The following is a 22,684-nucleotide window of genomic DNA, read 5'->3' as shown; positions in this document are numbered from 1 at the left end:
GGGCAAGTAACTAAGAAACATTTTCCGGCTGCCCTAAAAGAGCAATTGGAAAATGTTTCTTAATTATGCCCAATCCTATCTCCCCTGAACTATAGGGAATTGAGAAATTCGTAAACTGGTACACCCATAAGGCACCAAGGTAATTTCTTCTTCAGGAGAAGTTTCAATACCATAAACAAAACTGTAAGGAATCGGCCCTGCCATTTCATTATACAATTGCCACGAAGGGATTCTTTTACCCTTTGTTTTAATTGCAATTGGAGAACTCTGAAGATTCCATGGGTAATTAGAAACCACACCCGTTTTCTCTACCTTATATTGCTCACTAAGCTTGTTATCGGGCGTTTCAATTAAACCATAATTCCATGCCGAAGATGATCTGATCTCGTCATAATAATTTCCATATTCTATTGGATCTTTATCATTCTTAACCCTTGTTACTTCTTCCTTCATTTTTAAAGCATAAGTAATTGGGCCACGCTCAACAGACACTGAATTTTCATACCATCTGTTTTTATAAATATGCATTGGCAATTCCAGTTCAACCACATCACCAGATTTCCATTCACGCTCTATTATCACTATCTGATTACCTGCAGCTTCTTTAAACGTTTGTCCATTGATCTTTACAGAACCTTTTTTACACCATTCAGGTATTCGAAGATGAAAAGGGAAAGAAGCCGATTTAACCTTTTTCCCCATGCTAAGTGTAAACCTGATGTTCTCTTCAAAAGGGTAATTTGTTTCTTCTTTAAAGTTCACTTCAACCCCATTGGCAACAGTAGTTTTAACTTCACTAGCCGAATACACCAAAGCTGCCACCCCTTTATCTGCTGTCTTATACCAAAGATTTTGTGCAAACTTAGGCCATCCCTGATGCATATTTGAGGTACAGCAAGGGTAGCCGGTAAGTAAACCATAACAAATATCAGTGCCACCATGATCCTGATTAAAATTACGGGTATGCCTGGTAACCATTACCTGATTGGCTTGCTGATAATATTGACGATCCATGAAATCATCCGACACCTGAGCAGGTAAGGCATTAAATGCAATCCTTTCCAAATGATCAGCATAATTAATTTTGCCTGTAATTTCAAGCATGCTTTCCAGACTGAACATCATTTCAACGGCACTACAAAGTTCAGAACCCTGAGTTGGATTGTTACCATGCAAATCTTCATCCCCACCATATAATCCGTGCGCCATACCATTTTGTATCCGAATATCTTTAAAACCTTTATCTGTTGCTTCCAGATATTTATTATCACGATGGTGCTGATAATAAACAATAGGTTCCTTTATGCCCTGAGCCAGATTCACACAGTGAATGCTTCCAAAATCGGATAACATATCTGAGTTCAAAAAAGCATTAGTATAATCAAAAGTCTGTTTATGCACTAACTCGCCAAGATCTAGAAGAAATTTATCGCCAGTAATATCATATAACCAATATATTACCTGAAGGTTGTCGCCACCCCTATAGCGCGCCCAAAAAGACCAATGGTCAAGCGGTTTTGATGGGAGTTCTTTCAATTGATACTTAAAGTAATTGGTCATTAATTCAATTACTCTTTTGTCACCTGTGGCCGAATAATACTGCTTAAGTACTTTCAGCATTACCATTTTTGGCCACCAGTCTCTGCTATTGTCACGTTGCATACCACGTTCATAACTATAGTCCTTGGTTGGTCCAAAATAACCGTCGGGCTGCTGGCTTTTAATAGCCCACTCTACCCATGGTTTTGTTTTAGCAATAAGCGCCTTATCATCCAAAAGGTAAGCAAGTGGTAAAAGACCATCTATCCAATACGGGCCACGCTCCCATTGGTCGCCGTCTCCACCAAGCCATCCATTTCTCTCGTTCATCACAATAGGATAAAGCTTATCCAGATTTCCTGTAGCCCCATTCTTCTGCCGAATCAGCATCTCTCTTAACCAGCCTTGTGGCTTAATTGCACCTAAGGGTAATTCTTTATATGGGTTTTGATTAGAGTTTACTTGTGCATTGGTATGTAGTGCCAAGCCAGTTAGCATGGCTACTCCAAAAAAGCATACAGTAAAAAACAAATTGTTAATTCGCATACAAGGTTTATTTATTGTGCAACTTATAATCCAATAATTTTATAGCATAGCCACCAACAACACTGCGTGCCTGGAAGCCTACCTGTTTACCATTAGTAGTTTCATGCCAATCACTTAATGGCACCCTACTGGTTGTTTCAAGAGAGAATTTACCAATAGGCTTAATGAACTTCTCAAAATCAGCCTGATTATCAGCCAAAGTTGCAGTCCACATAATCCAATCAGATTTAGTATAAGTTTTACGACTATCTAATGGCAGGCCAAATGTGTTTTGCTTGTTCAGGTAAAAGTTGATTTCTTTTTTATACACCTCTTTAGGAAAAATCCCAAGATCCAATACTTTATCCCATACCAGGTTATACTTTTGGCTCCAGGTATTCTTCAAATCAAATGTTAAAGCAAAATGATCTCCAGCGTCAGCCATTTCCATCCATTTCTTTGCCATCTCCTTAGCCATTGGTGTATACTTTGCTGCCTCTTCCTTTTCTCCCAATTGTGCAGCAAGCATTCCATAGCCACCTAAAGCTACAATCGCCTTTACCGATAAATTCGTATTTCGCGCAAGGTGACCCGCAAAATCGTCAGTACATAACTGATTGGCAGGATCAAAACCATCCTTGCTTAAATAGTCAGCCCATACAGAAAGCGTTTTCCAATGCTTTTTCGCGTATTCGGCATTGCCCTCAGCTTTAGCAATTGCAGCAGTAAGAATTACCATATTACCAGCTTCCTCTACTGGCATATCTTCGCCATATGTTTGGCCATTAGCTAAGGGGTAAGTACCTAAGTCATGAGCGGGAAAAGGCTTTTTCCATTTTCCACTTTCACTATAATAAAATATTCCATTTAACATTCCTTTTAACAGATCAGGATTGTATACCAAAAACAATGGTGCCGACGGATAAGTAACATCAACAGTATTGATAGAACCATTACTAAAGTTTTCTTTTGAAAGGAATAAGATATCTCCCTGTGGGCTTTCTACTAATTTATGCGCAGAAATTGCCTGACGATAGGAAATATTAGAAAGATCAGCATATGCGGCTCCACCAGCTTTTAAGTTTGCTGCATAGTACTGTTTATTAAATGCAATACATTTTTGCAGAACAGCCGCATATTCATTATTTGCAAGGGTAAGCTGCTTATCTATGGTCTGATTATTTTTGCGGTTCCACCACGGCTTTAAATTCTCGCCGAAATACTGAACAGATTCAATATCATCATACCCAACCAAAACAGTTTTTTCAATTGCTGCATCACCAACGTTAAATGGCAATACAGTAACTAATGTTAAACTTTTTCCTTTAGCATCAGATGAACCCGCTTTTCCACTAATAAAAGATGAAACAGCATTTGCTGATGAAGCTATATATTGTTTACCGCTATTTTGAGGAACACCAACGTACATATATCCCCAATCTATCCTGATATCATCCCCTCTTTTTTTCAATACAGGTTGCTCAGTAGTACCAGCTTTAAGTACCGAAAGTGAACCATTTTTATAAACGGATGCCTCAATTTCTTGAGTAGGACTATTGGTAGCAATATCAGTTGATGCACCAAAGAATATCTGGGCATTGTGTTTTTGCCCATCGTTAGCTTTCAACTTAAATGAGACATAAGAAACTGGTCTGGCCAGCAGATCAAGATTATCCATAAGCAATGGCGATGTAAAGGCAACCTCCAGGTCTACTTTACCGGCACTAAACTTATAAATAGTCTGTGTAGCATTAATAGTTACACTGCTCTGTTTTGCAGTTATTACTGATTTTAACTCAGCTGCTGGTTTTTCAAATGATAAACCAACATCTAACCATTGGCCACCCGCGGTATTTTTAATATGTGCAGCGATAACATTTTTACCTTTTTTCAATACCCCTTTTATCTTCTCATCAATTGGGATATAAACATACTTTCCAGTCCAGCAATTGCAATTATAAATTTTAACACCGTTTAAAAACAGGTCTATATTATCATCATGATTAATTCTTAGGTTTAAACCTTTTACATCAACGCTTTCAATATTAAACTCACGGCGCATCCAAAGGTTGTCACTTTTCCATTGGGTTTTCGCATCTCCGTCACCAAATGGAGCATTTCCGCTTTTCCAATCAGCATCATTGTAAACAGTTTTTTCCCAACCTGCCGCAGGTGCTGTTTCGGTATATTTCGCCGTGTAGCTTTTCTCTTCGGCAGTCGGCACAAGCGTTTCGAAGCTTTTTGCAGGTTTGCCTAAAAAATTGTAAACTTTTCCATCAACCTTAATTAATCCCGTTAATGCGTGATTTGTACCTGTCCAGTGTTTTGTTGGTGCCACGTTGAGGTTATCAGAGAACGACCAGATACTAAAATAAGGATCGTGTGTAATAAGTGGATAGGCAGGTGCTTTCCGTTCCTGAGCGGATACGCTAAGTATGGTAACGGCCAAACCTAATGAAAGAAATAAACGTTTCATGTTTGTGTATAAGTGGTTAATTGTTTTCTATGTAGAAAGATTGACTAAAAGCTCCATTTGCAGCAATATCCCATGCCTCTACCCTTACCCATGTCCTATTACTGAGTTTAGTTTTAAGCTGCAATAACTTAGACCCAAAGGCTTGCGTTTTAGTAAGATCAACCTTTTCTCTGTATACCTTGTTGCCATCACCCGATATGATTTCTACAAAATTCATTGGAAAGGTCCAGTTTAGTTTAAGTTTTATATTTGCAAAACCAGATTTATCCAGCGTTATCGTTTCTCCAGAATGCTTTCCATTTATGGTCAGTTCAGGAATCAGTACCTCTCCTGTACTTGCAAAAAACTTACCCTGCTGCATTACATCCAAAACAGGTTGCCAGCCCTTATCAAATTCAGGCAAATCATCCATCATCAGGTAATTAACATTTAAGTGAGCATACATCTCATTTTCAGGAGTTATAGTAAAAAGATCAGCTTCTGTAATCACAGATTTTTTCAGCTTCCAATTGTTCATATCATCCATCAGATCTAACACCCTCTTCCCCAATCTTGGTTCCGATAAATCTGCAGGCATTGCTTTCCATGCTGCTCCCATAAAATGATCTGATTTAAAAAATGTTTCATCTTTGTATACATCAGGCGCATTTACAGATCCCTTTGTACGGGCATGGGCTGTCCAGGCCAATCCCTTTTCATCTTCAAGAAGCTTCAACATATCATCTTTATCACCAATATGATATATTTTACCATACTGAGGATGATTCTCTCTATAAGGAGCCTCTTTCTTGCGCGACATGATCCAATAAACCGGTTTAGGAAAAAGTGCTAACCAATGGCCACCAAAAAACTCATTAGGCTCTTCACCCGGTAACAAAAGAAGTTTGTTATCAGAAAGACGCTTGCATTGTTCAAAAAGCGCATGCAATTCTTTTAATCTTGTCTCATCCGGACCCTTAGGATGCGCCGTATAATGAAACTCTGCCAGGTGTACAATATCTATCCCCGTTTTCTTAAATACATTAACAAAATCAGGCACTTCAGGTATTGGTTTATTTGCCAGCACCACTTTCATAATAAACTCGTTATGAAAATGACTCGACATTGTTTTATAACCCGGTAACTTAACATAGCTGTCGTTATGTGTAAACTTCTTTATCTCAGTAAAGGCAGCATTTTCATCATCTGCGCTAAGCAGACAAAAGAAATTTAGGCGCTGCTTGGTATCAGGAGGTGAGTTAAACCACGGAACAAATCTTCTGTCGCCTTCCAAATCCTGACGAATCCCAATACCATATCCATTAGTCATTTTTCTGTAGTTCTTCCCATACCAGGTAAATTTCAGATTAAAGGCTTCATCTAAAGGATAAAAATATTGATGAGGCGCTGGGAATATCGCCAAAGTCCCCTCCTTTCCCTTTGCAGCTATGGTTCTATATTTTACGGCTATATTTTTCGAACTGTCAGTATCAATAGCCTTAACATTCTGCAAGGTATCTCCGGTATTTATCCATGATATGTTTTTCCAACTTGCCGATCTGTTAATTAAGCCCGCATCATATACAATCGCAGTCGAGTCGATTTTGGTAGCCATCACAGCCGCTATGTTAAACAACGGACTCCCATTGTAAAAAGTAATCTCCAGGTTACCCGAAAAACGATCTGCCTTTAAAGATGAAATGGTAACCACGGTCCTGCTTCCTATGGTCTTTACAGCCGCAGTTGATTTCTCTAACTCTACATTATAGGTCTTGTACTTCTTCTGAGGAACCTTATCAAAAAATATATTCCATCCGTTTTGCGATATCAAATCCCGTTTACCAATAGTCAGCAAAAAGGCAGGATCAAGATCTGTTGAAACCAGTTTTGCTTTTTTAGCTTCGCCAATAAGCAATCGGCTAAATAACGGTTTTCCCTTTTCCATATTCAGGTCAACCTGCCCATAGTTATTATTCCCGGCTGGCCATGTTATCTTTAAAATATTTTTGCTGTATGTTGCTGTAACTCCAGACTTACGATCAAATTTCTGAGTATTTACCTGAGAAACCTGAGCTAAACTAATGCCTGTGCTGCACCAAAAAATGAATACAACTGTTATTAATTGTTTACGCATCTTCTTAATTTATATTTGGTTATAAACAAAGAAAGAGAATATGAGCCTGATAAAGTAAAGAATCCGTCTCAAAGTTTCGCCAATGCGTATCAAAATTACCAAAGTATCTTGCTCAGCTCTTCAATAAATAAATTTGCAGCCTTCTTTTGATAGATTCCCTTTTGTCTTAATATAAATGCTCTCTTGTACTGTTCCTTTCCCGCTATTGGAATAGCAACTAACGTATCCCAGCTGATGATGGCTTTTTCATTTAAAATAGTTACCCACGAAGTACTTTCTACCAAAGTAAGCAATGAATTTACTTCATTCATTTCAATCTTGATCTTAGGTGTAATCTTACGCTTACGGAAAAGCTCATTTACATAATCTCTTGAGCTAAAACCCTTACCCGGTAAAATAAGCTCCAACTCGCCAAGTTCAGCTACTGTTATCTTTTTTAATGATGCCAACGAATGCTTTCGCGAAACTACCATCACAATTTTAGAATAAAACAAAGGCTGCATTTCCAGCCCCTGGTTATCAGACTCCTCGTGGAAACTAAGAATAATATCTAGTTCGGCAGCCTTCAACTTAATTTCCAACGATTCCGGAGTACCATATTCAATAAATATTTTAATCCCCGGATATTTTGATGAAAAAGGGGCCAATGCTGGCAATACCATAGAACTAAATGCATAAGTAACCCCAATCCTAAGATCACCAATCGCAAGATTGTTCAATTCAGATATCGCTGCTTTAGATTTTTGTACATCCAGCAATATCTGTTTTGCATGAACCAGAAATACACCACCCGCCTCTGTTAGCCGTACATGCTTACCAACCCTATCAAACAATAACATACCCAGTTCTTCTTCCAATTGCTTTATCTGTTGTGATAAAGTCGATTGTGTTACAAAAGATTCAGCTGCAGCTTCAGTAAAATGAAGATGTTCAGCAGCTTTTACAAAATAATTGAGTTGTCTAAGTTCCATAATCAATCGTTAAAACTAATCAATATCATTAAAACAATCAATTTTACAACTCAATAACTTATGCCGAAATTTGTAATGTCTTCAAGACATCTACTACACATGAATATATTTAGATCATTAAAATATCGCAATTTCAAACTTTTCTTTTATGGCCAAAGTATCTCTTTAATAGGAACATGGATGCAAAAAACTGCTGTAAGCTGGTTAGTTTACCGACTAACAGGATCAGCACTTTTATTAGGCCTCGTTGCTTTTGCCAGTCTAATCCCCTCACTCATACTATCCCCTTATGCAGGTAGCTTAATCGACAGGCACAACCGTTATAAAATCCTTGTCATTACCCAAATCATATCTATGATGCAGGCAGGCGCACTTGCAGCAATAATCTTTTTCAAGTTCTACAACATTCCAGCCATCATCTTCTTAAGTCTGGTACAGGGTATCATAAATGCTTTTGATGTAACCTGCCGACAATCGTTAATGGTAGAAATGGTAGACCAAAAAGAAGATCTGCCCAATGCAATAGCACTGAATTCTACTATGGCCAACCTTGCGCGAATTGTGGGACCCGCTATGGCAGGAGTAATACTGAGTACTTTTGGCGAAGACTTTTGTTTTGTCGGAAACTTTTTAAGTTACATCCCTGTGCTACTATGTCTGTTCTTAATGAAACTAAACCTTGGCGTTACACAAAGATCAGAAAAAAGCATTTGGATTGAGCTGGAAGAAGGCTTCAAATACGTATCAAGCGACAGAGAACTTAGCAGCATGATCCTTATGATAGGTATTAGCAGTTTATTCGTAATTCCATTTAATACATTAATGCCAATTTTTGCTAAAGATCTATTTCATGGCGATGCAGGAACGTTTAGTTGGTTCGAAAGTGCTGCCGGCCTGGGCTCGGTAATTAGCGCAATGTATTTAGCTAATTTAAGGTCTGCTAAACCATTAAAAAGAATTATAGTCTTGGCAAGCACCATATTTGGGGTAAGTTTAATAATGCTGGCTTATTCAGGCATACTATCTTTAGCCCTTGTATTTATGGCCTTTGGTGGTATAGGTATGATGGCCCAAACATCTGCCATAAACACTTACATTCAAACACATACTATTCCTGAAATGAGAGCCCGCGCCATCAGTTATTACATTATGGCTTATCAGGGAATGATCCCTATAGGCAGTCTGCTTATCGGCTGGACAGCTCAAGCCTTTGGTCCGCGATTAGCCGTTTGTTTAGCGGGGATAATTGGTTTATGTGCTACCGCGATGTTCGTTGTCTATCAAAACAAACGCTCCGGCCGACAACTTTCTTTCCAAACAATACTGCATTTAAGATAAAGTGAGAAATTGCCTTCACACAATATCATATTACTGTCATACCTCCAAAAAAACACAGAAACGATTAAACCATTTACTCATTTCTTCGTTTATATTTATGAGAGCGTTAATTTAGATGGCGGGGGTAAATCTTATGATTTATCTCCGCTTTTCTTTTTACGAACCACCAGGTAACAAACATAAAGTAATAAGATCCATCCAGGAATAAGCTCAACAGACATTTTTAATCCTGTTATCCACATAATAACTAAAATACCTACCAGAAATATCAGACATAGGTAATTCGACAAAGGATAAATAAAAGAAGGGAACTTAGTCTTAACCCGCTCAGCTTCTTTACTTCTTCTAAATTTCAAATGAGTAATGCTAATCATTAGCCAGTTGATAATTAGAGAAGACACCACCAGCGACATTAAAACTTCTAACGCCTTCTCGGGCATTAGCTTATTAACTATAATACATATTGCTGCAAATAGGCTCGATATTAAGATTGCGTTAATCGGTACCGAATTCTTATTCAACTTCGATAAAAAAGAAGGTGCATTCCCTTGTTCCGTCAGGCCAAATAGCATCCGGCTGTTACTGTAAACACAACTATTATAAACAGACAAAGCAGCAGTTAGTACAATAACATTAAGCACATTAGCAATTACACTGGTAAAATAAATAGTTTTACCTAAAAGCGTAAACTGAAAACCTTTTAAACTCTCAAACACCATTACAAATGGGCTACTATCAGTAGTAATATTTTTCCATGGAGATAAAGAGAATAAAATCACCAATGCCCCTACATAAAAAATCAGAATCCTGTAAATTACTTGATTCGTAGCTTTAGGAATGGTTTTTTCAGGTTGCTCTGCCTCCGCAGCCGTTATCCCAATTAGCTCCAGCCCACCAAAAGAAAACATAATCAATGCAATAGCGGCAAGCAAACCCTGGTAACCTCCTTTACCATCAGCGCTAAACAAACCTTTGGCAAAAAAACCACGATCGTTCCATAAATTTTCAATACCCGCTTGTTCGCCCCCACTACCGCTAAAAAGTAAATATCCGCCAAAAATGATCATTGCAATAATGGCTACTACCTTTATTATTGAAAACCAGAATTCCACCTCGCCATATACTTTTACAGAGGTAAGATTTAGGGCATTAATTACAATAAAAAAGAAAAGACTTGAGGACCACAGGGGAATTTCAGGCCACCAGAAGTGCACATATATACCTATGGCGGTCAACTCCGACATACTTACAAGTATATACAAAACCCAATAGTTCCAGCCAGAGGCAAAACCGGCAAAAGAGCCCCAGTACTTATATGCAAAATGGCTAAAGCTTCCCGAAACAGGTTCTTCAACTACCATTTCGCCCAACTGCCTCATAATAAAAAACGCAATAATACCGGCCAGCGCATAACCTAAAATTACAGAAGGCCCAGCTAATACAGCTGCCGGACCAATGCCTAAAAATAATCCTGTTCCTATGGCTCCGCCAAGGGCAATTAACTGAATATGCCTGTTTTGCAATCCTCTTTTAAGTTTTTGCTCAGCAGGCTTTTCGTTCGCTTGTTTCAATTTTTATGGTATTTATTCAATTACAGTATGAGTATCACTCAAAATTTCAACAAAAGTGGGAACTTATATTGATTTGAACGATTAAAAGAATAAATATTATCTAAACTGTTTTGGTTTCAGCTTTTGGGCCGCAAGCTCTGCTATTTCAGCAATTCTCTTTTGTCTGGTTTCTGGCCGTTTGGCAAGAGCAACCCATTGCAGTATCATCTTTTTAACAGACTTGCTCAAACTACCAAAATAATCACCAGTACCAGGCTGTAACCGGAATGCTTCCTGTAAATCTTTTGGAACAACCAACTCTTCTACATCATCCAGAATAGACCATGAACCATTTTTCTTTGCAACTTCAATACTGTGTAAACCTGCTTCTGTCATCAGCCCCTCTTCTATTAGACGTTCAACTTTAGCCTTGTTAATTTTCGACCAGTTACTTGTTGGCTTACGCTTAGTAAAAAACTGCACAAAACTTTCTTCATCAATCGTTTTCCTCGTACTGTCAATCCAGCCAAAACACAGCGCTTCGTCCACTGAATCGCTCCAGGGTATACTTGGCTTAGCCGATTTCTGTTTATATTGAACAAGCCAAACAGATTGGCGTGAGCTATGATTTTCTTTTAGCCATTGCCTCCATTCTTCCCTGCTTGCCGGACAAAAAGTTTCCATTTCCTTTTTCTGCATACTGCCAAAATACACAATTCAACTTACAACCAACCACATACAAATGATCATCCTAAAAAAATATCAAAAAAATTTGCGTAGCTATTTGACTACACATATATTTGTAGTCAAATAGCTACATAATGAATTTAAGAAGAGATGTATTTCAAGCCATTGCAGACCCAACAAGAAGGGCAATACTTCTGCTGGTGGCATCACAAGCTATGACAGCTGGTGCAATAGCCTCAAATTTCGACACAGCAAGGCCAACTGTCTCAAAGCACTTGCAAATCCTAACTGAGTGCGAATTACTTGAACAAAAACAAAACGGCAGAGAAATTCACTATTACATAAATGCAAAAGGAATGAAAGACGTAGCCGACTTTATAGAGCCGTTCCGCAAAATGTGGGATGATCGGTTCAACAAATTGGAAACCATAATGAAAAACTACCAATCAAAAAAATAAACCCTATGGAACAAAAAACAAAAATCCACGCCGAAAATGGCAAGCAGGAATTAATAATTACCAGAGAATTTGATTTACCACTAGAATTGCTCTTTACGGCATATACAGAAGCCGAAATTGTTGAGCAATGGATGGGAACAAAAGTGCTGAAACTAGAAAACAAAAACCATGGCAGTTATCAGTTCCAAACAAGTGATCCTAAAGGGAATATAGCATTTATAGCTAATGGTGTAATTCATGAGTTTATTCCAAACCAGAAAATTACCCGGACATTTGAAATGGACAATGCCCCTTTCGATGCCCAGCTTGAGTTCCTGCAATTTGAAAAACTTACTGATGGCACTAGCAAACTCACGATGCATATTATATACAAATCGGGCGAAATAAGAGATAAAGTACTACAGTTACCATTTGCACTGGGTATAAATATGGCACATAACAAACTGCAAAACATTGTAAGCAAACTAAAATAATACATCATGACAAAGAGAAATAAAATCATCTATTGGATAGCCACACTCTGGCTCGCATTAGGAATGTTATCAACCGGCATAGTACAATTAATTAAAATGGACAATGAGGTTACAATGATGAAAAACTTAGGTTACCCATTATACATCCTGACAATACTGGGGATTTGGAAAATACTGGGAGTCATAGCAACACTTCTTCCTAAACTCCCCCTATTAAAGGAATGGGCTTATGCAGGTTTTTTCTTTGCCATGTCAGGAGCTGTATTCTCTCACCTGGCTAATGGTGATGGAGGAAAAGATCTTTTTGGTCCAATATTATTACTAGTGCTGACTTTTGTATCTTGGTATTTCAGACCAGCAGACAGGAAGCTCATTTCAGTTAATCTATAAAAAGCTATGAAAACCACTAAAAAAGAATTGTCACCCGAACAACGCGAAGAATTAATCAAAACCTTGAAAGAGCGTTTTGAAAAAAACAGAAACCGCCATAAGGAGATTGAATGGGAAAAAGTAGAAACCAAACTCCAGGCTAATCCAGAAAAACTTTGGTCGCTTGATGATATGGAAATAACCGGCGGTGAACCAGATGTTGTTGCTTACGATAAAACAACCGATGAATACATTTTTTATGACTGTTCAGCAGAAAGTCCAAAAGGACGGAGAAGCTTTTGTTACGACCGCGCAGCTTTAGATGCAAGAAAAGAACATAAGCCACAAAACAGCGCTATTGATGCGGCTGCCAGCATGGGTATTGAAATACTAACAGAAGAACAATACCGCGAGCTACAGCAATTTGGTAAGTTCGATACTAAAACATCGAGCTGGCTAAAAACACCAGCAGACATTAGAAAACATGGCGGAGCCATTTTTGGGGATTACCGATACGAAACTATCTTCATATATCACAACGGTGCCGAATCTTACTATGCCGCCAGAGGCTTCAGAGGTGTGCTGAGGATCTAATTTCTCACAGATATTCAAGAAGGCTAACAACTAAAAAACTTTAATTGTTTGCCTTCTTGTTCCATTTGTAAGTGCCCATAACTTATCATTATCATCTTTTGCTACAGTTGCCTTCACTTTTCTTTCAGCAAGTATATGAGCCTCAAAACCTGATGATTTTCCATACTCAATACTTATGCGCTTGCCTGCATAAGGCAACAGATCATAAGTATACATCGTCCAGGGTCTGGCTTTTTCCAGAATCATACCTGACTTTGCATAGCTAGCAAAATTGTTCAAATCCGCTTTACTGCTACGTTTTGGACTCACAGCAACTCCATCAATCTTAATTACAGCTGCCTCTGGCCAGCCAATTATCATCAAATCACACCTTCCCTCAACATCTTCCGGAATCATTAAATTAGTTAATGGCAGTCCTTCTTTTTTTGTCAAAAACTCTAATTGTTGTGGTTTAGGCAATGCTACCCCCGGATTACCCTTCTCCAGTTCAAATGCCATGGTAGCGTACCCTGCAAGTTCAATTTCTATATTCTTACCCGATGTAAACTTTGCAGGCCAGGCATCCTGATACGGAAAAACAACATTAGCATGATATACCTGTCCGGGAGCCCCTTTAAAATTAACCGACTGATCAAATGGTATAATCAGCTTTTGTGTGTTTGCATTAGTATTTCGAACTACCAATACACCCTTTTCTCCGCTCCAGCCAACATAACCATAAGCATGGCCCTCATCTGGCCTACCACCTACATATACAGTATTGGTTAGTGCATCGCGATGACTTTTGGCCCAATTATCTTGTTTACATAACACCTTCCAATCTTCCGGCTTCATTACCGATGGCGAAATATACCACTCCTTTAATAACGTGCCACGGCCATAATGCATCAATACATACTCTGCCCAGTCCTGCAAATTATCCTCTTTGCTTTCCATTCTGCCGGTGGTACTTTTAATGATCCCATGAGTCATTAAACGTGATATAGGAACAAGTGGTCTGTCATTTGGATTTCCAAACATTCGCCATATATATGCATCTCTATCAGTAGAGCCCATTGCACGTGTCGAAATTTCGGGCCAGTTACCATTTGTCCCATCATCCCCGGCAAGCATCCATAAATAATCTGCATACATTAGCCACCATGGCGAAAACCATACCCAATTGGTCATATTCTGATGTATATCAGGGTTTAGTTTTCTTGTTGTCTCCAGAATTTCGATAGATGCATTCAATGTAGCTTCGTGACCATGCCTGTCGGTTGCAGGATGGTTATTACCCTCATCCATATCACTCAACACATTAAAATCATGTTTATAATAGTTTAGGTTCAGTAACTTGGCAATTTCTGGGATTTTTTTGAGTACCTCTTCTTTATATTTTGTTGCAGATAAACTGTAATTACGGCCATATTGACTAAAGTATGCATTACGCTTAGCTTCCCTATAACCATTCTCCTTTCCCCAATCAATATTATTGGTATACCCATTTAATGAAAGCCATAAACCAAAACCAACTCCTTCATTTTTCAGTTTATCACTCAAAATCCTTACATCATCATAACCATTCGGGAAGTAAGCTTTTGAAGGCTCCCAAATAGACTTTCTATCCTGCCACCCATCATCAGCTACCATTGCATCCATTTTTACGCCATACGGGCTGATAGCTGCCTTGTAATCACGCCAAATACTTACTAATCCATCTCCTTTTAAATCCTTGGCCTTTGGCTCAAACCAATTATTAAAATGAAGAAAAGAGCGTGGCGCTTTCCAAAGTGTTGCCAAATACTTCATAAAAGCAGTTTGCAAGGTTTCCTGCTTCAATACAACTCCTGCCACTGCCGTTTTGCTAATAATACTAAACCCTGCAGCACTTTGCTTTGCATATCCCGGAAAATGCATCAGCCTAATTAGTCCTTTTTCCGATTTAGGTTCAATATCCCTTCTATCAAGATTTATATTACTATAATTACCTACGCTATCATAGCTGCGTGTATAGTTTTGAGGTGTATTGCCATTAGTATGTCTTGTATAACCCCCCGGATACTCCAATCCAAAGAACCACTGACCATTTACAAAAATCGGTTCACCACGCCCCCCTCCTTTTGCGGGCTTAAGAGTAGTAAAACGCTCGGCTTCCAAACGATCAACAGTAGCAAACTTATTGTAGTTTAGCGTAACTACTTTACGGGTATAAGGCTCACCTTTTACCAGAAAGTATTTAATATTCATTGCATCAGGAACTGCATCTTTACCTTTTATTGCCGGCAACGGGCGGTAACTGATACTGATGAAACTAGTATCTCCATGACTGTACACAGATGGTTTTTCGTTTGCCACAAAGTCAGTAATCCCATAAGTTTTACCGGTATTCATAGGCAATATATTTACCTCCTCACTTTTTACAATCAGGCTCTTATCTCCCTTTAAATTTGAAAATCGCGTACTGCGCCAAACTTTCCCATCGAACTGTAGAACCCTTTGCACAAGATCATTTTTTAATACAATTTGCTGGGCATTCAGCGCCAATGGCGCAGTAAGAAAACAGGAGATTATAATTCTTTTCATATACATTACTTAAAAGGGAGCCAGACAGAACTTTTTCTCATCCTCTACTAACTCATATTTGGTAAATCAAAGGACGCGTTTTACAATCCTCTTTATTTTACATTTTCAACAAACTATTCAGCGTTTTTGGCATAATATGGACATATAGTTCACCTTTCTGATGCCAGACATACCCTCTTAATAACAAACCAGCTTCTTGAAATTAAGCAATCGCATATCACCCAAATTTGTTACATTAAAACAACTTACAAAAGGTTCTTTCTTATACTATTTTTACTAATTTAGAATGTTGCCAAATAAAGTAAGGGAAATAAAATAATGACATTTCACCGCACAATTATTAAAGGCAGCTAACGTTTAGACTGATAATTAATGGGGAAACCCTATTTAATAACTTACCAAAATCAGAATTCAATGAAAAAACTGAGATCAAAAGTAGTAAAAGCACTCAAAAGAGAATTTACCTTCGAATGCACAATTTCAGCAAGAATGAATCAGGTCATTTTAAATGTTAAAAACATTGATTTTGAACAACATCTTGGACAGTTAATACAACAGACTCAGCAAATCATTGATAAATATTTTCCTCAAAGAGAGGAACACCTTTGCCTTGTTATCAGGCAAATTGACGGGACCAATCAGAATACCTTTAAAATCTGGAAGTCAGTTTATTAAAAACCTTTATCCCCTTAAAATTTTCATCCGAAATTTCAGCTTTTATACATAGAAACTAAAATCTTGATGCGGAAGAAAGAGAACAAGAACGGACCACGGAAAGCACACTGCTTCGACAATGCTTCGGAAAAAGGTACCTTTTTTCCGAAGAAACCCTAACTCAGTCTGCTTCCAGTGTGCTCGTTGGTCATAATCAGCAGGCACTTAAAATACTCCAAAGCATTACCCATTTTGATTATTACCACATGACATTAATCAAATTCACACTCGTCTTATAACTTAACCTGAAGGGTTAAATAAAATGTTCTATTATCAGACGGCAAAATTCCTGGCCCAGGATAACCGGTTGCCCTACGCGTAAAGTAATAAGCATTTGCAAGATTATTTACACTTCCCTCCAATTTGTATCTTTTGTATTCATACGATATGCTTGCATCCATTATAGTATAAGCCGGAATTAAACCCACAACTGCAGATGCATCTCCTTTAATTGCATTAGTTGCATCAGAATATTGATCAGAGAGATGGGTAAATTGAAATGACCCCTTTAAGTTTTTATATCCAAGCCTTAAACCGCCTTTAAAATTTAATGCAGGAACAAACTCAACCTCATTTCCTTTAATAGCCGTAATTTCACTCTTTCTATATTCCGATTTAATAAATGCTGTATTTGCAAACAAAACCGTGCTCCAATCTTCTTCCTCTGGTTTTAACAAGCGTAGAAAATCAACTTCAGCATAAGATTCAACCCCAATAATTACTGCCTGGCCAATATTAGTCCGTAATCGAATGATGCGTTCCGAGGCATCGTAGGTCTGAACCTCTCCTATCCGATTATTGTAATTTAAATAGAATCCGCTTACATCATACGCGTAAAACTTAGTTTGCTGACTACGTATACCTACATCAAATGAGTACCCCTTTTCGTCCTGCAAATTAGGATCAATTTCTGCTGATGGATTTGCTATACGCATATCACTGAAAGTAATAGAGCGGTAATTTTGTGATAGGTTAGCATAAACATTTACACTTTCAATTGGCTTATAACTCAAGCCTAGTCCTGCAATAACAAATTGACGTTGATTACTTCTAGGTTCATAAGTTCTTTCACCCAATTCAATATCAGTAGGAATATTGCTTGGTATCTTTCCTGCATAGAAACCGTTTGCTTTGGTATTTATATATTCAAAACGAATCCCTGGTATGACTGAAAACTTCTCATTTATATGAAGTATATGCTCCGCAAAAACCGAAACATTCCTGTTTGGAAAACGATAATCGTTTAAAATTAATTTGTCTGGATCCAAGAAATTAAAATCGGCATCTTTGCCCAAACTACCAAAGCCTTGTACGCTATGGTTAAGACCATGATAATAACGCACCCCCACTAATAATACGGAAGGTTTATTAAACAAGTTATAACGCTTAAGGTACCTTCCTTCAGCTCCCCAGTTTTCAAAATCTCCCTTAATCAGATCTCTAGGCTCTGACCCATCATCAACCGTAGCCACACGATTTGGTCTGAACCCAACAGTATACCTGTTTGCCGACAAGCCAAACAACCGCAGGTTAAACTCGTTATTTGCATTAAATTTATGATCAAAATGTAGTGCAAATAAATTCCAGTTTACCTTAAACCAGTTCCTCTCCCTATTACTTTGTGTAGGGTTTTCAGCAAACATATCATCAGTTAAACCGCCCGGCTGATGAGCCAGATAGTTCATATGTGTAAAATCTAATCCTAATTTTGTTTTTTCATTAAATTGATAGTTTATATTGGCATATCCGGTGTAACTGTTAAAATCAGAATTACCTCTAAAACCATCCCCCTTTTTATATTGAAAAAATGTGTAGTAACTCACCTTTCCAACGGTTCCGCTGGCACTGGTAAAAGAATTATAAAATTTATACGATCCAACACTTTGGCGTACAGTAAGTTCAAAAGGCTTATCCTTTACTGGTTTCTTCATAATAAAGTTCAGAAGACCTCCAAACTGTGTTCCGTATTGTAAAGATGCTGCGCCTCTTACAATCTGAATTTGTTCAAGCGCTTCAGTAGGGGTTGTATAATAGCTTTCAGGATATCCGAGGGCATCAGCACTGATATCATATCCATTTTGTCTTGTATTAAAATTAGAAGTGCGATTCGGATCTAAGCCTCTGCCTCCAATACTTAGCTGAATTCCTCCACCATCACTTTCCCAAATATTCAAACCAGCTACCCTTGAGTAAACTTGCCTTGCATTATTGGTTGCTAAATTAGCTACCAGCTGATCTGGAATAATAACTTCCGATTTTTTCCCCTCATAAATACCAGAATTCTCCACTCCTTTTAAATGTGAAAATCCAAAATCTGTCTTTTTATTCTTAATCACCACCTCTTTTAATTTCTTTACTTTGGCAGTCGTATCGGGTGCTTTCGTCTTAGTGGTATCCTGAGCAAAAACAGCTGTTGAAATAAAACAGCAACATAATAAACTAAAAACCTTTAATCTCATCATTCATTGGTAAAATCCACTTCTTAGGGCTAAAAGAATCATTCTCTTTAGCAAGATCTACGTGTGGATTGATAAAAACTTTCCCGCTGCGACCATTTAAGGCCACATAGGAATCAACATAAACTTGTGGCGACTTAAAACCCTTTTTGGCATAGTAGTCGCGCAATATATGGGCGTACTGCAAAATCATGTCTGGCTGTGTGCTCATCATTTTTTCCTGCAATACGGTCAAAAACTCATTGTTATTTGCTATAGCAAACTTACCTGTAGCATCTTTTATTGTAAACTGTGCATAGCCAGCTTTTTCCATTAACATTACACGCCATGAAAATCTATAGCCCTGCTCCGTCCAAAACAATTCTCCCGGGTATAACATATACCTGAACGGAAACAATAACTGAAGCAGAAAGAACAGTCCAAATCCTGCCAACATTATTTTTTGTACCAGGGGTTTATAAGTAAACCTGATATTAGGTCTAATAAATTCGGGTGAACATTTAAATAGCCTGTTTAAAAAGTCTACCAACCGTAAATGAAAATCAGCAGAGAAAAAGATCAAAGCTGCCACAATCATTACATAAGGAAACATACCTATCGGGAATAATACAGCAGTAAGTCCATGAAATACAACCACTGTTGCATAAGCCAGTAAACGCGTTTTCTTATTCCAAAGGAAAAAAGCTATAGTTAAATCATACAAACACCCAAACCAGCTAAATAAAAATGCAGTAGCCGGATAGCTTAACAAAGCTCCAATTATAGGCAGGTCATTACGAGAAGGCAACCAGATCTTTAAAGGCAATGCACTTAACAGCCAATCACTATTAATCTTTGCAAGTCCGGCATAGAAATACAAAATAACCATCATGAACTTCAACACATCAATATTCCATTGCGGAATCTGATCTGATAATAGTGATGGCTTACGCTTTGCATCTATAGAAAAATACCGATTTGCTGGCAGAAACATGAGGATAAACAATACCAGGCTCATAAAATAATAATGATTCAGGTAGGTACTTCTATCCATTAGTTCTATGTAGGTAAAACTAAAAAACAGCACAACAATTGCCGCACGATAGAACAATCCAAACGCTACCATTAATGCTGCCATAGCACAAACAAAGAATAGCACATAGGTATAGTTACCCAATGGTTTTACAAACTCGAAACCATAAAAAGAGAAGAAGTGCAGGGGCTTTATATAAAGCTCGCTTATCCACCCTTTTGTCCAAAAACGCAGGATACTGATAAACAGCATTAGCCCCATAGCTATTCTATAAATGGCTATGGGGGCTGCATGTGTTGTTTTCAGGAAATAACCGTTCATTTAAAAAATGAAATTAATCTCCATCATTGTCTGTATAGGTAATGGTAATACTCATTGCAGATGTCATATCCACTTTGAGCATACGCACAGATTTTTGCATTTCAGTGTACACATCAATCATTTTCTGATTGTTTGTTTTCACTTCATTGTTAAGATTTTCTGTTAAAAGGCTCAGTTTTGTTAAGGTAACGGCAAACTGATCCTGAATAGCTTGTGTAAGCTTAACATTTGTCTTGCTGTCTTTTGCTCCTAAAGCATCAAGATAGGTCTTAAAAGAGCTCCCCTCCGTTCCGGTTTTTACACTTTTCCCGTTAAAAAAATCTAAAGAAGCCTGTTGGGCTGTTTTAGCCAATGTTAGGGAGATATCTTTTTTATAAAGTGCTTCTACTTTTTCTGCAGAAACTACTCCGTTCATCATTGCCCCAGAAGGGATACCGAATTTACCAGAGCGGATGTATCTTTCGTAGTTTAAAACATAGCCATTTACCAATGCAGCTAATGATGAGCTTGCATCTGTTCCCGATCTACTAATAAACTCTGCCCGGTACCCTCCCGTAGTCCATGGAGTATAAACCTTTGTAAAAATGGTATTCATTTCTGTAAGGATCTTTTTTACGTACGTAATCCGTTTTGAAGCATCAGGGGCAGTAGTGTAAAATGCAACAATATCAGCATCATTATTTGCAAGCCCGTTTATCAGATAGTCTAAAGCAGGAAAACCTTGCTGTGCAAAAGTAACAGGCAAATCAAAATTAGCATCGCCACTGGCAATACCTGAATTGATATTAGCAACATTGGTTGGGTAAACATTAAAATATGCCCTCAACACCTGGCCATTTGCCGGACCTACATCTATCAGCTCAACCTTCTGCCATTCTACATAAGCATTTACCCATGCCGTTCTGAACTCAATTAAAGATGCAGTTGTGGGAGCTGCTGTGAAGGCATCACTTTTTGCCTGCAAGGCATCCAGTTTTACCTTAAAGTTAGCATAAGATGGAATGATTATATCGTCAGCAAGGTAAGTTAATAGGGCCTTTCGGTCAATCCCAGGCTTACCAGTCTCATCAGGCTGGTCTGTACCTTTATTTTTTGAACAGGCAAATACTGTTAAAACCAGTAAGCAGGCAAGGCCAATTTGTTTAATTTTTAAGCGATTCATATCAAAATGTTATAAACGATAGAAGTGGATTACTCTTCGCGACCGGAAAAGTAATCCACTTTAATAAAAGTTATATTACAGTTACTACAAACCAAACTTGGCTTTAATAGCATCTTGTGCGGCAGTTACTTTTGCCGGAGTTAAATCCCAGGCACCGCCATCAGTATTTATTAGAGCGTTAAGAATATCATCAGAGAATTTAGCATCAGCTTTATGAACAGTTGCAAAACGTAACGAGTAAACGAATCCCAAACCCTCACCTAACGCATGGGCAGCAGCACCTGCATCTGTTAAACTATTGTCTTTCCATTTTTTAAGATAATTCCAGGCAGCATTAGCAATCGCATATTCCATTTGAGTTCTGATAAATAAAGCTTGTGCTTTTAATTCTGTTGCGTCATTATTAACAGCCGCAGCACGTCCTTTTAAAAATGCAGGGAAAATTTTAGCATAATTTGTTTTGTTGTATTCCCAAATGTACGAACCGATAAAAGATTCAGTAGTACCTCTTACAGCATCTGTTGAACCTGCAAGATAAATTGGGTTTAAAGTTAATGAACCATAAGCTTCATCCCAGTTTTGCTCTAATTTTGTGTAATTTTTACCAGATACTAAAGTCTTGTTATCAGCTTCCAGACCTTTGTTAAGTAAAACATTACCGATATAATCCAGATCAAAAGCACCAATTAAACCTTTTTGAATTAATTGACCGATTTCTAGTCCTTTAGCATCAAGCAGATATTTAGAGCCCCCATTATTAGCAATGTAGCCAGCGTTTCCTTTTGTAGCAACAACATTTCCAGAGGCACTTATAGTAGCAAGCAATGCAAGATCTGCTTCGATTTTCTTACGTACAACTTCTGCTGAAGCGGCATCCCAAGATGAGGCAGTAACATTACGCAACTGAACACCAGAAGCATTTATTGCTGCAAAATCAGCCGGAGCAGGATTAGATTCAGCAGTAAATGGATTACCAGTATTTGAATACATGTTTTTCAATACATTACCATCAACCAATTTAGTTTTCCATACTCCACCATAAGTGTTTATACCTTGAAATACTCTGTAACGGAAGTTACCTGTAGTTAAATCAATTGTAGTTTTACCAGCTGCATCTACAAAGATGGTATTTGATGCATCGTACTTAGTTCCATCTACCAATTTAGTATAGTCAATTGCAGGGCGCAAAGATTTGCTTCCTTCCTGATCAACTTTATCTTTCTTACATGAAGTAAGAGCCGCAACTGCAAGGGCAATAAATACTGAACTTTTAAAGTATTGAATTTTCATTTTTTTATTTTGATTATGTATTTTATTGTTATATTGTTTGTAATAAGTCTAAATAAGTGTTAATCTTGCTG

Annotated in this window: 17 protein-coding genes; 6 read left to right on the top strand and 11 right to left on the bottom strand. The window is 37.9% G+C overall.

The annotated features are described in order from the left end of the window. Positions 1-75: 75 nt before the first annotated feature. The 4 genes from CPT03_RS02615 to CPT03_RS02600 all read right to left on the bottom strand — a co-directional run bounded on the left by CPT03_RS02615 (position 76) and on the right by CPT03_RS02600 (position 7,624). Positions 76-2,085 (bottom strand): beta-L-arabinofuranosidase domain-containing protein, encoded by a 2,010-nt coding sequence (locus CPT03_RS02615; RefSeq protein WP_099437382.1) that lies wholly within the window; start codon positions 2,083-2,085, stop codon positions 76-78. 7 nt (positions 2,086-2,092) lie between these two features. Continuing rightward, the gene (locus CPT03_RS02610; RefSeq protein ID WP_099437381.1) at positions 2,093-4,540 is read right to left on the bottom strand and encodes a glutaminase family protein; all 2,448 of its coding nucleotides are present in this window, start codon (positions 4,538-4,540) and stop codon (positions 2,093-2,095) included. A gap of 16 nt (positions 4,541-4,556) precedes the next feature. Continuing rightward, positions 4,557-6,653 carry a hypothetical protein gene (locus CPT03_RS02605; protein ID WP_099437380.1) on the bottom strand — a complete coding sequence of 699 codons (2,097 nt, stop codon included), beginning with the start codon at positions 6,651-6,653 and terminating at the stop codon, positions 4,557-4,559. A gap of 95 nt (positions 6,654-6,748) precedes the next feature. Further along, entirely contained in the window at positions 6,749-7,624 is an 876-nt protein-coding gene (locus CPT03_RS02600; RefSeq protein ID WP_099437379.1) for a LysR substrate-binding domain-containing protein, read from the bottom strand. 99 nt (positions 7,625-7,723) lie between these two features. Here CPT03_RS02600 and CPT03_RS02595 point away from each other — a divergent pair, with 99 nt between their 5' ends. Next, on the top strand, positions 7,724-8,962 hold the full coding sequence (locus CPT03_RS02595; RefSeq protein WP_172954126.1) for an MFS transporter: 1,239 nt from the start codon (positions 7,724-7,726) through the stop codon (positions 8,960-8,962). A gap of 131 nt (positions 8,963-9,093) precedes the next feature. Here CPT03_RS02595 and CPT03_RS02590 read toward each other — a convergent pair whose 3' ends face one another. Beyond that, complete coding sequence (locus CPT03_RS02590) at positions 9,094-10,533, bottom strand: amino acid permease (protein ID WP_099437378.1); 1,440 nt, start codon at positions 10,531-10,533, stop codon at positions 9,094-9,096. 96 nt (positions 10,534-10,629) lie between these two features. Next, a complete protein-coding gene (locus tag CPT03_RS02585; protein ID WP_099437377.1) occupies positions 10,630-11,211 on the bottom strand; it encodes a YdeI/OmpD-associated family protein in 582 nt (193 codons plus the stop codon). A 122-nt stretch (positions 11,212-11,333) separates the two neighbouring features. Between CPT03_RS02585 and CPT03_RS02580 the strand changes: the two genes are divergently transcribed. From CPT03_RS02580 to CPT03_RS02565, 4 genes are read left to right on the top strand one after another with little or no spacing between them, the layout of a single operon-like run. Continuing rightward, positions 11,334-11,657, top strand: a complete 324-nt coding sequence (locus CPT03_RS02580; protein ID WP_099437376.1) for an ArsR/SmtB family transcription factor — start codon at positions 11,334-11,336, stop codon at positions 11,655-11,657. A gap of 5 nt (positions 11,658-11,662) precedes the next feature. After that, a complete protein-coding gene (locus CPT03_RS02575) occupies positions 11,663-12,130 on the top strand; it encodes an SRPBCC domain-containing protein (RefSeq protein WP_099437375.1) in 468 nt (155 codons plus the stop codon). Positions 12,131-12,136: 6 nt separating this feature from the next. Continuing rightward, positions 12,137-12,520 (top strand): DoxX family protein, encoded by a 384-nt coding sequence (locus CPT03_RS02570; RefSeq protein ID WP_099437374.1) that lies wholly within the window; start codon positions 12,137-12,139, stop codon positions 12,518-12,520. A gap of 6 nt (positions 12,521-12,526) precedes the next feature. Continuing rightward, positions 12,527-13,093 carry a DUF4256 domain-containing protein gene (locus CPT03_RS02565; RefSeq protein ID WP_099437373.1) on the top strand — a complete coding sequence of 189 codons (567 nt, stop codon included), beginning with the start codon at positions 12,527-12,529 and terminating at the stop codon, positions 13,091-13,093. Between the two features lie 30 nt (positions 13,094-13,123). Here the strand turns inward: CPT03_RS02565 and CPT03_RS02560 are convergent, their stop codons facing one another. Then, positions 13,124-15,658, bottom strand: coding sequence for a hypothetical protein (locus CPT03_RS02560; protein ID WP_099437372.1), 2,535 nt, complete (start codon positions 15,656-15,658; stop codon positions 13,124-13,126). 414 nt (positions 15,659-16,072) lie between these two features. Here CPT03_RS02560 and CPT03_RS02555 point away from each other — a divergent pair, with 414 nt between their 5' ends. Further along, entirely contained in the window at positions 16,073-16,333 is a 261-nt protein-coding gene (locus CPT03_RS02555; protein ID WP_157766330.1) for a hypothetical protein, read from the top strand. A gap of 272 nt (positions 16,334-16,605) precedes the next feature. On the opposite strand, the gene CPT03_RS02550 is transcribed toward CPT03_RS02555, so the two are convergent. From CPT03_RS02550 to CPT03_RS02535, 4 genes are all read right to left on the bottom strand, one after another. Continuing rightward, positions 16,606-18,834, bottom strand: a complete 2,229-nt coding sequence (locus CPT03_RS02550; protein ID WP_216641593.1) for a TonB-dependent receptor family protein — start codon at positions 18,832-18,834, stop codon at positions 16,606-16,608. Beyond that, a complete protein-coding gene (locus tag CPT03_RS02545) occupies positions 18,812-20,161 on the bottom strand; it encodes an HTTM domain-containing protein (protein ID WP_099437369.1) in 1,350 nt (449 codons plus the stop codon). Before CPT03_RS02545 ends, CPT03_RS02550 begins: the two co-directional genes overlap by 23 nt. Before the next feature lie 13 nt (positions 20,162-20,174). After that, positions 20,175-21,323 carry an imelysin family protein gene (locus CPT03_RS02540; RefSeq protein WP_099437368.1) on the bottom strand — a complete coding sequence of 383 codons (1,149 nt, stop codon included), beginning with the start codon at positions 21,321-21,323 and terminating at the stop codon, positions 20,175-20,177. An 84-nt stretch (positions 21,324-21,407) separates the two neighbouring features. After that, complete coding sequence (locus CPT03_RS02535) at positions 21,408-22,613, bottom strand: DUF4856 domain-containing protein (protein ID WP_099437367.1); 1,206 nt, start codon at positions 22,611-22,613, stop codon at positions 21,408-21,410. Positions 22,614-22,684 lie beyond the last annotated feature (71 nt).

This window comes from Pedobacter ginsengisoli (assembly GCF_002736205.1).
Lineage (GTDB): Bacteria > Bacteroidota > Bacteroidia > Sphingobacteriales > Sphingobacteriaceae > Pedobacter > Pedobacter ginsengisoli_A.
This window is presented reverse-complemented; position numbering and strand designations above follow the sequence as displayed.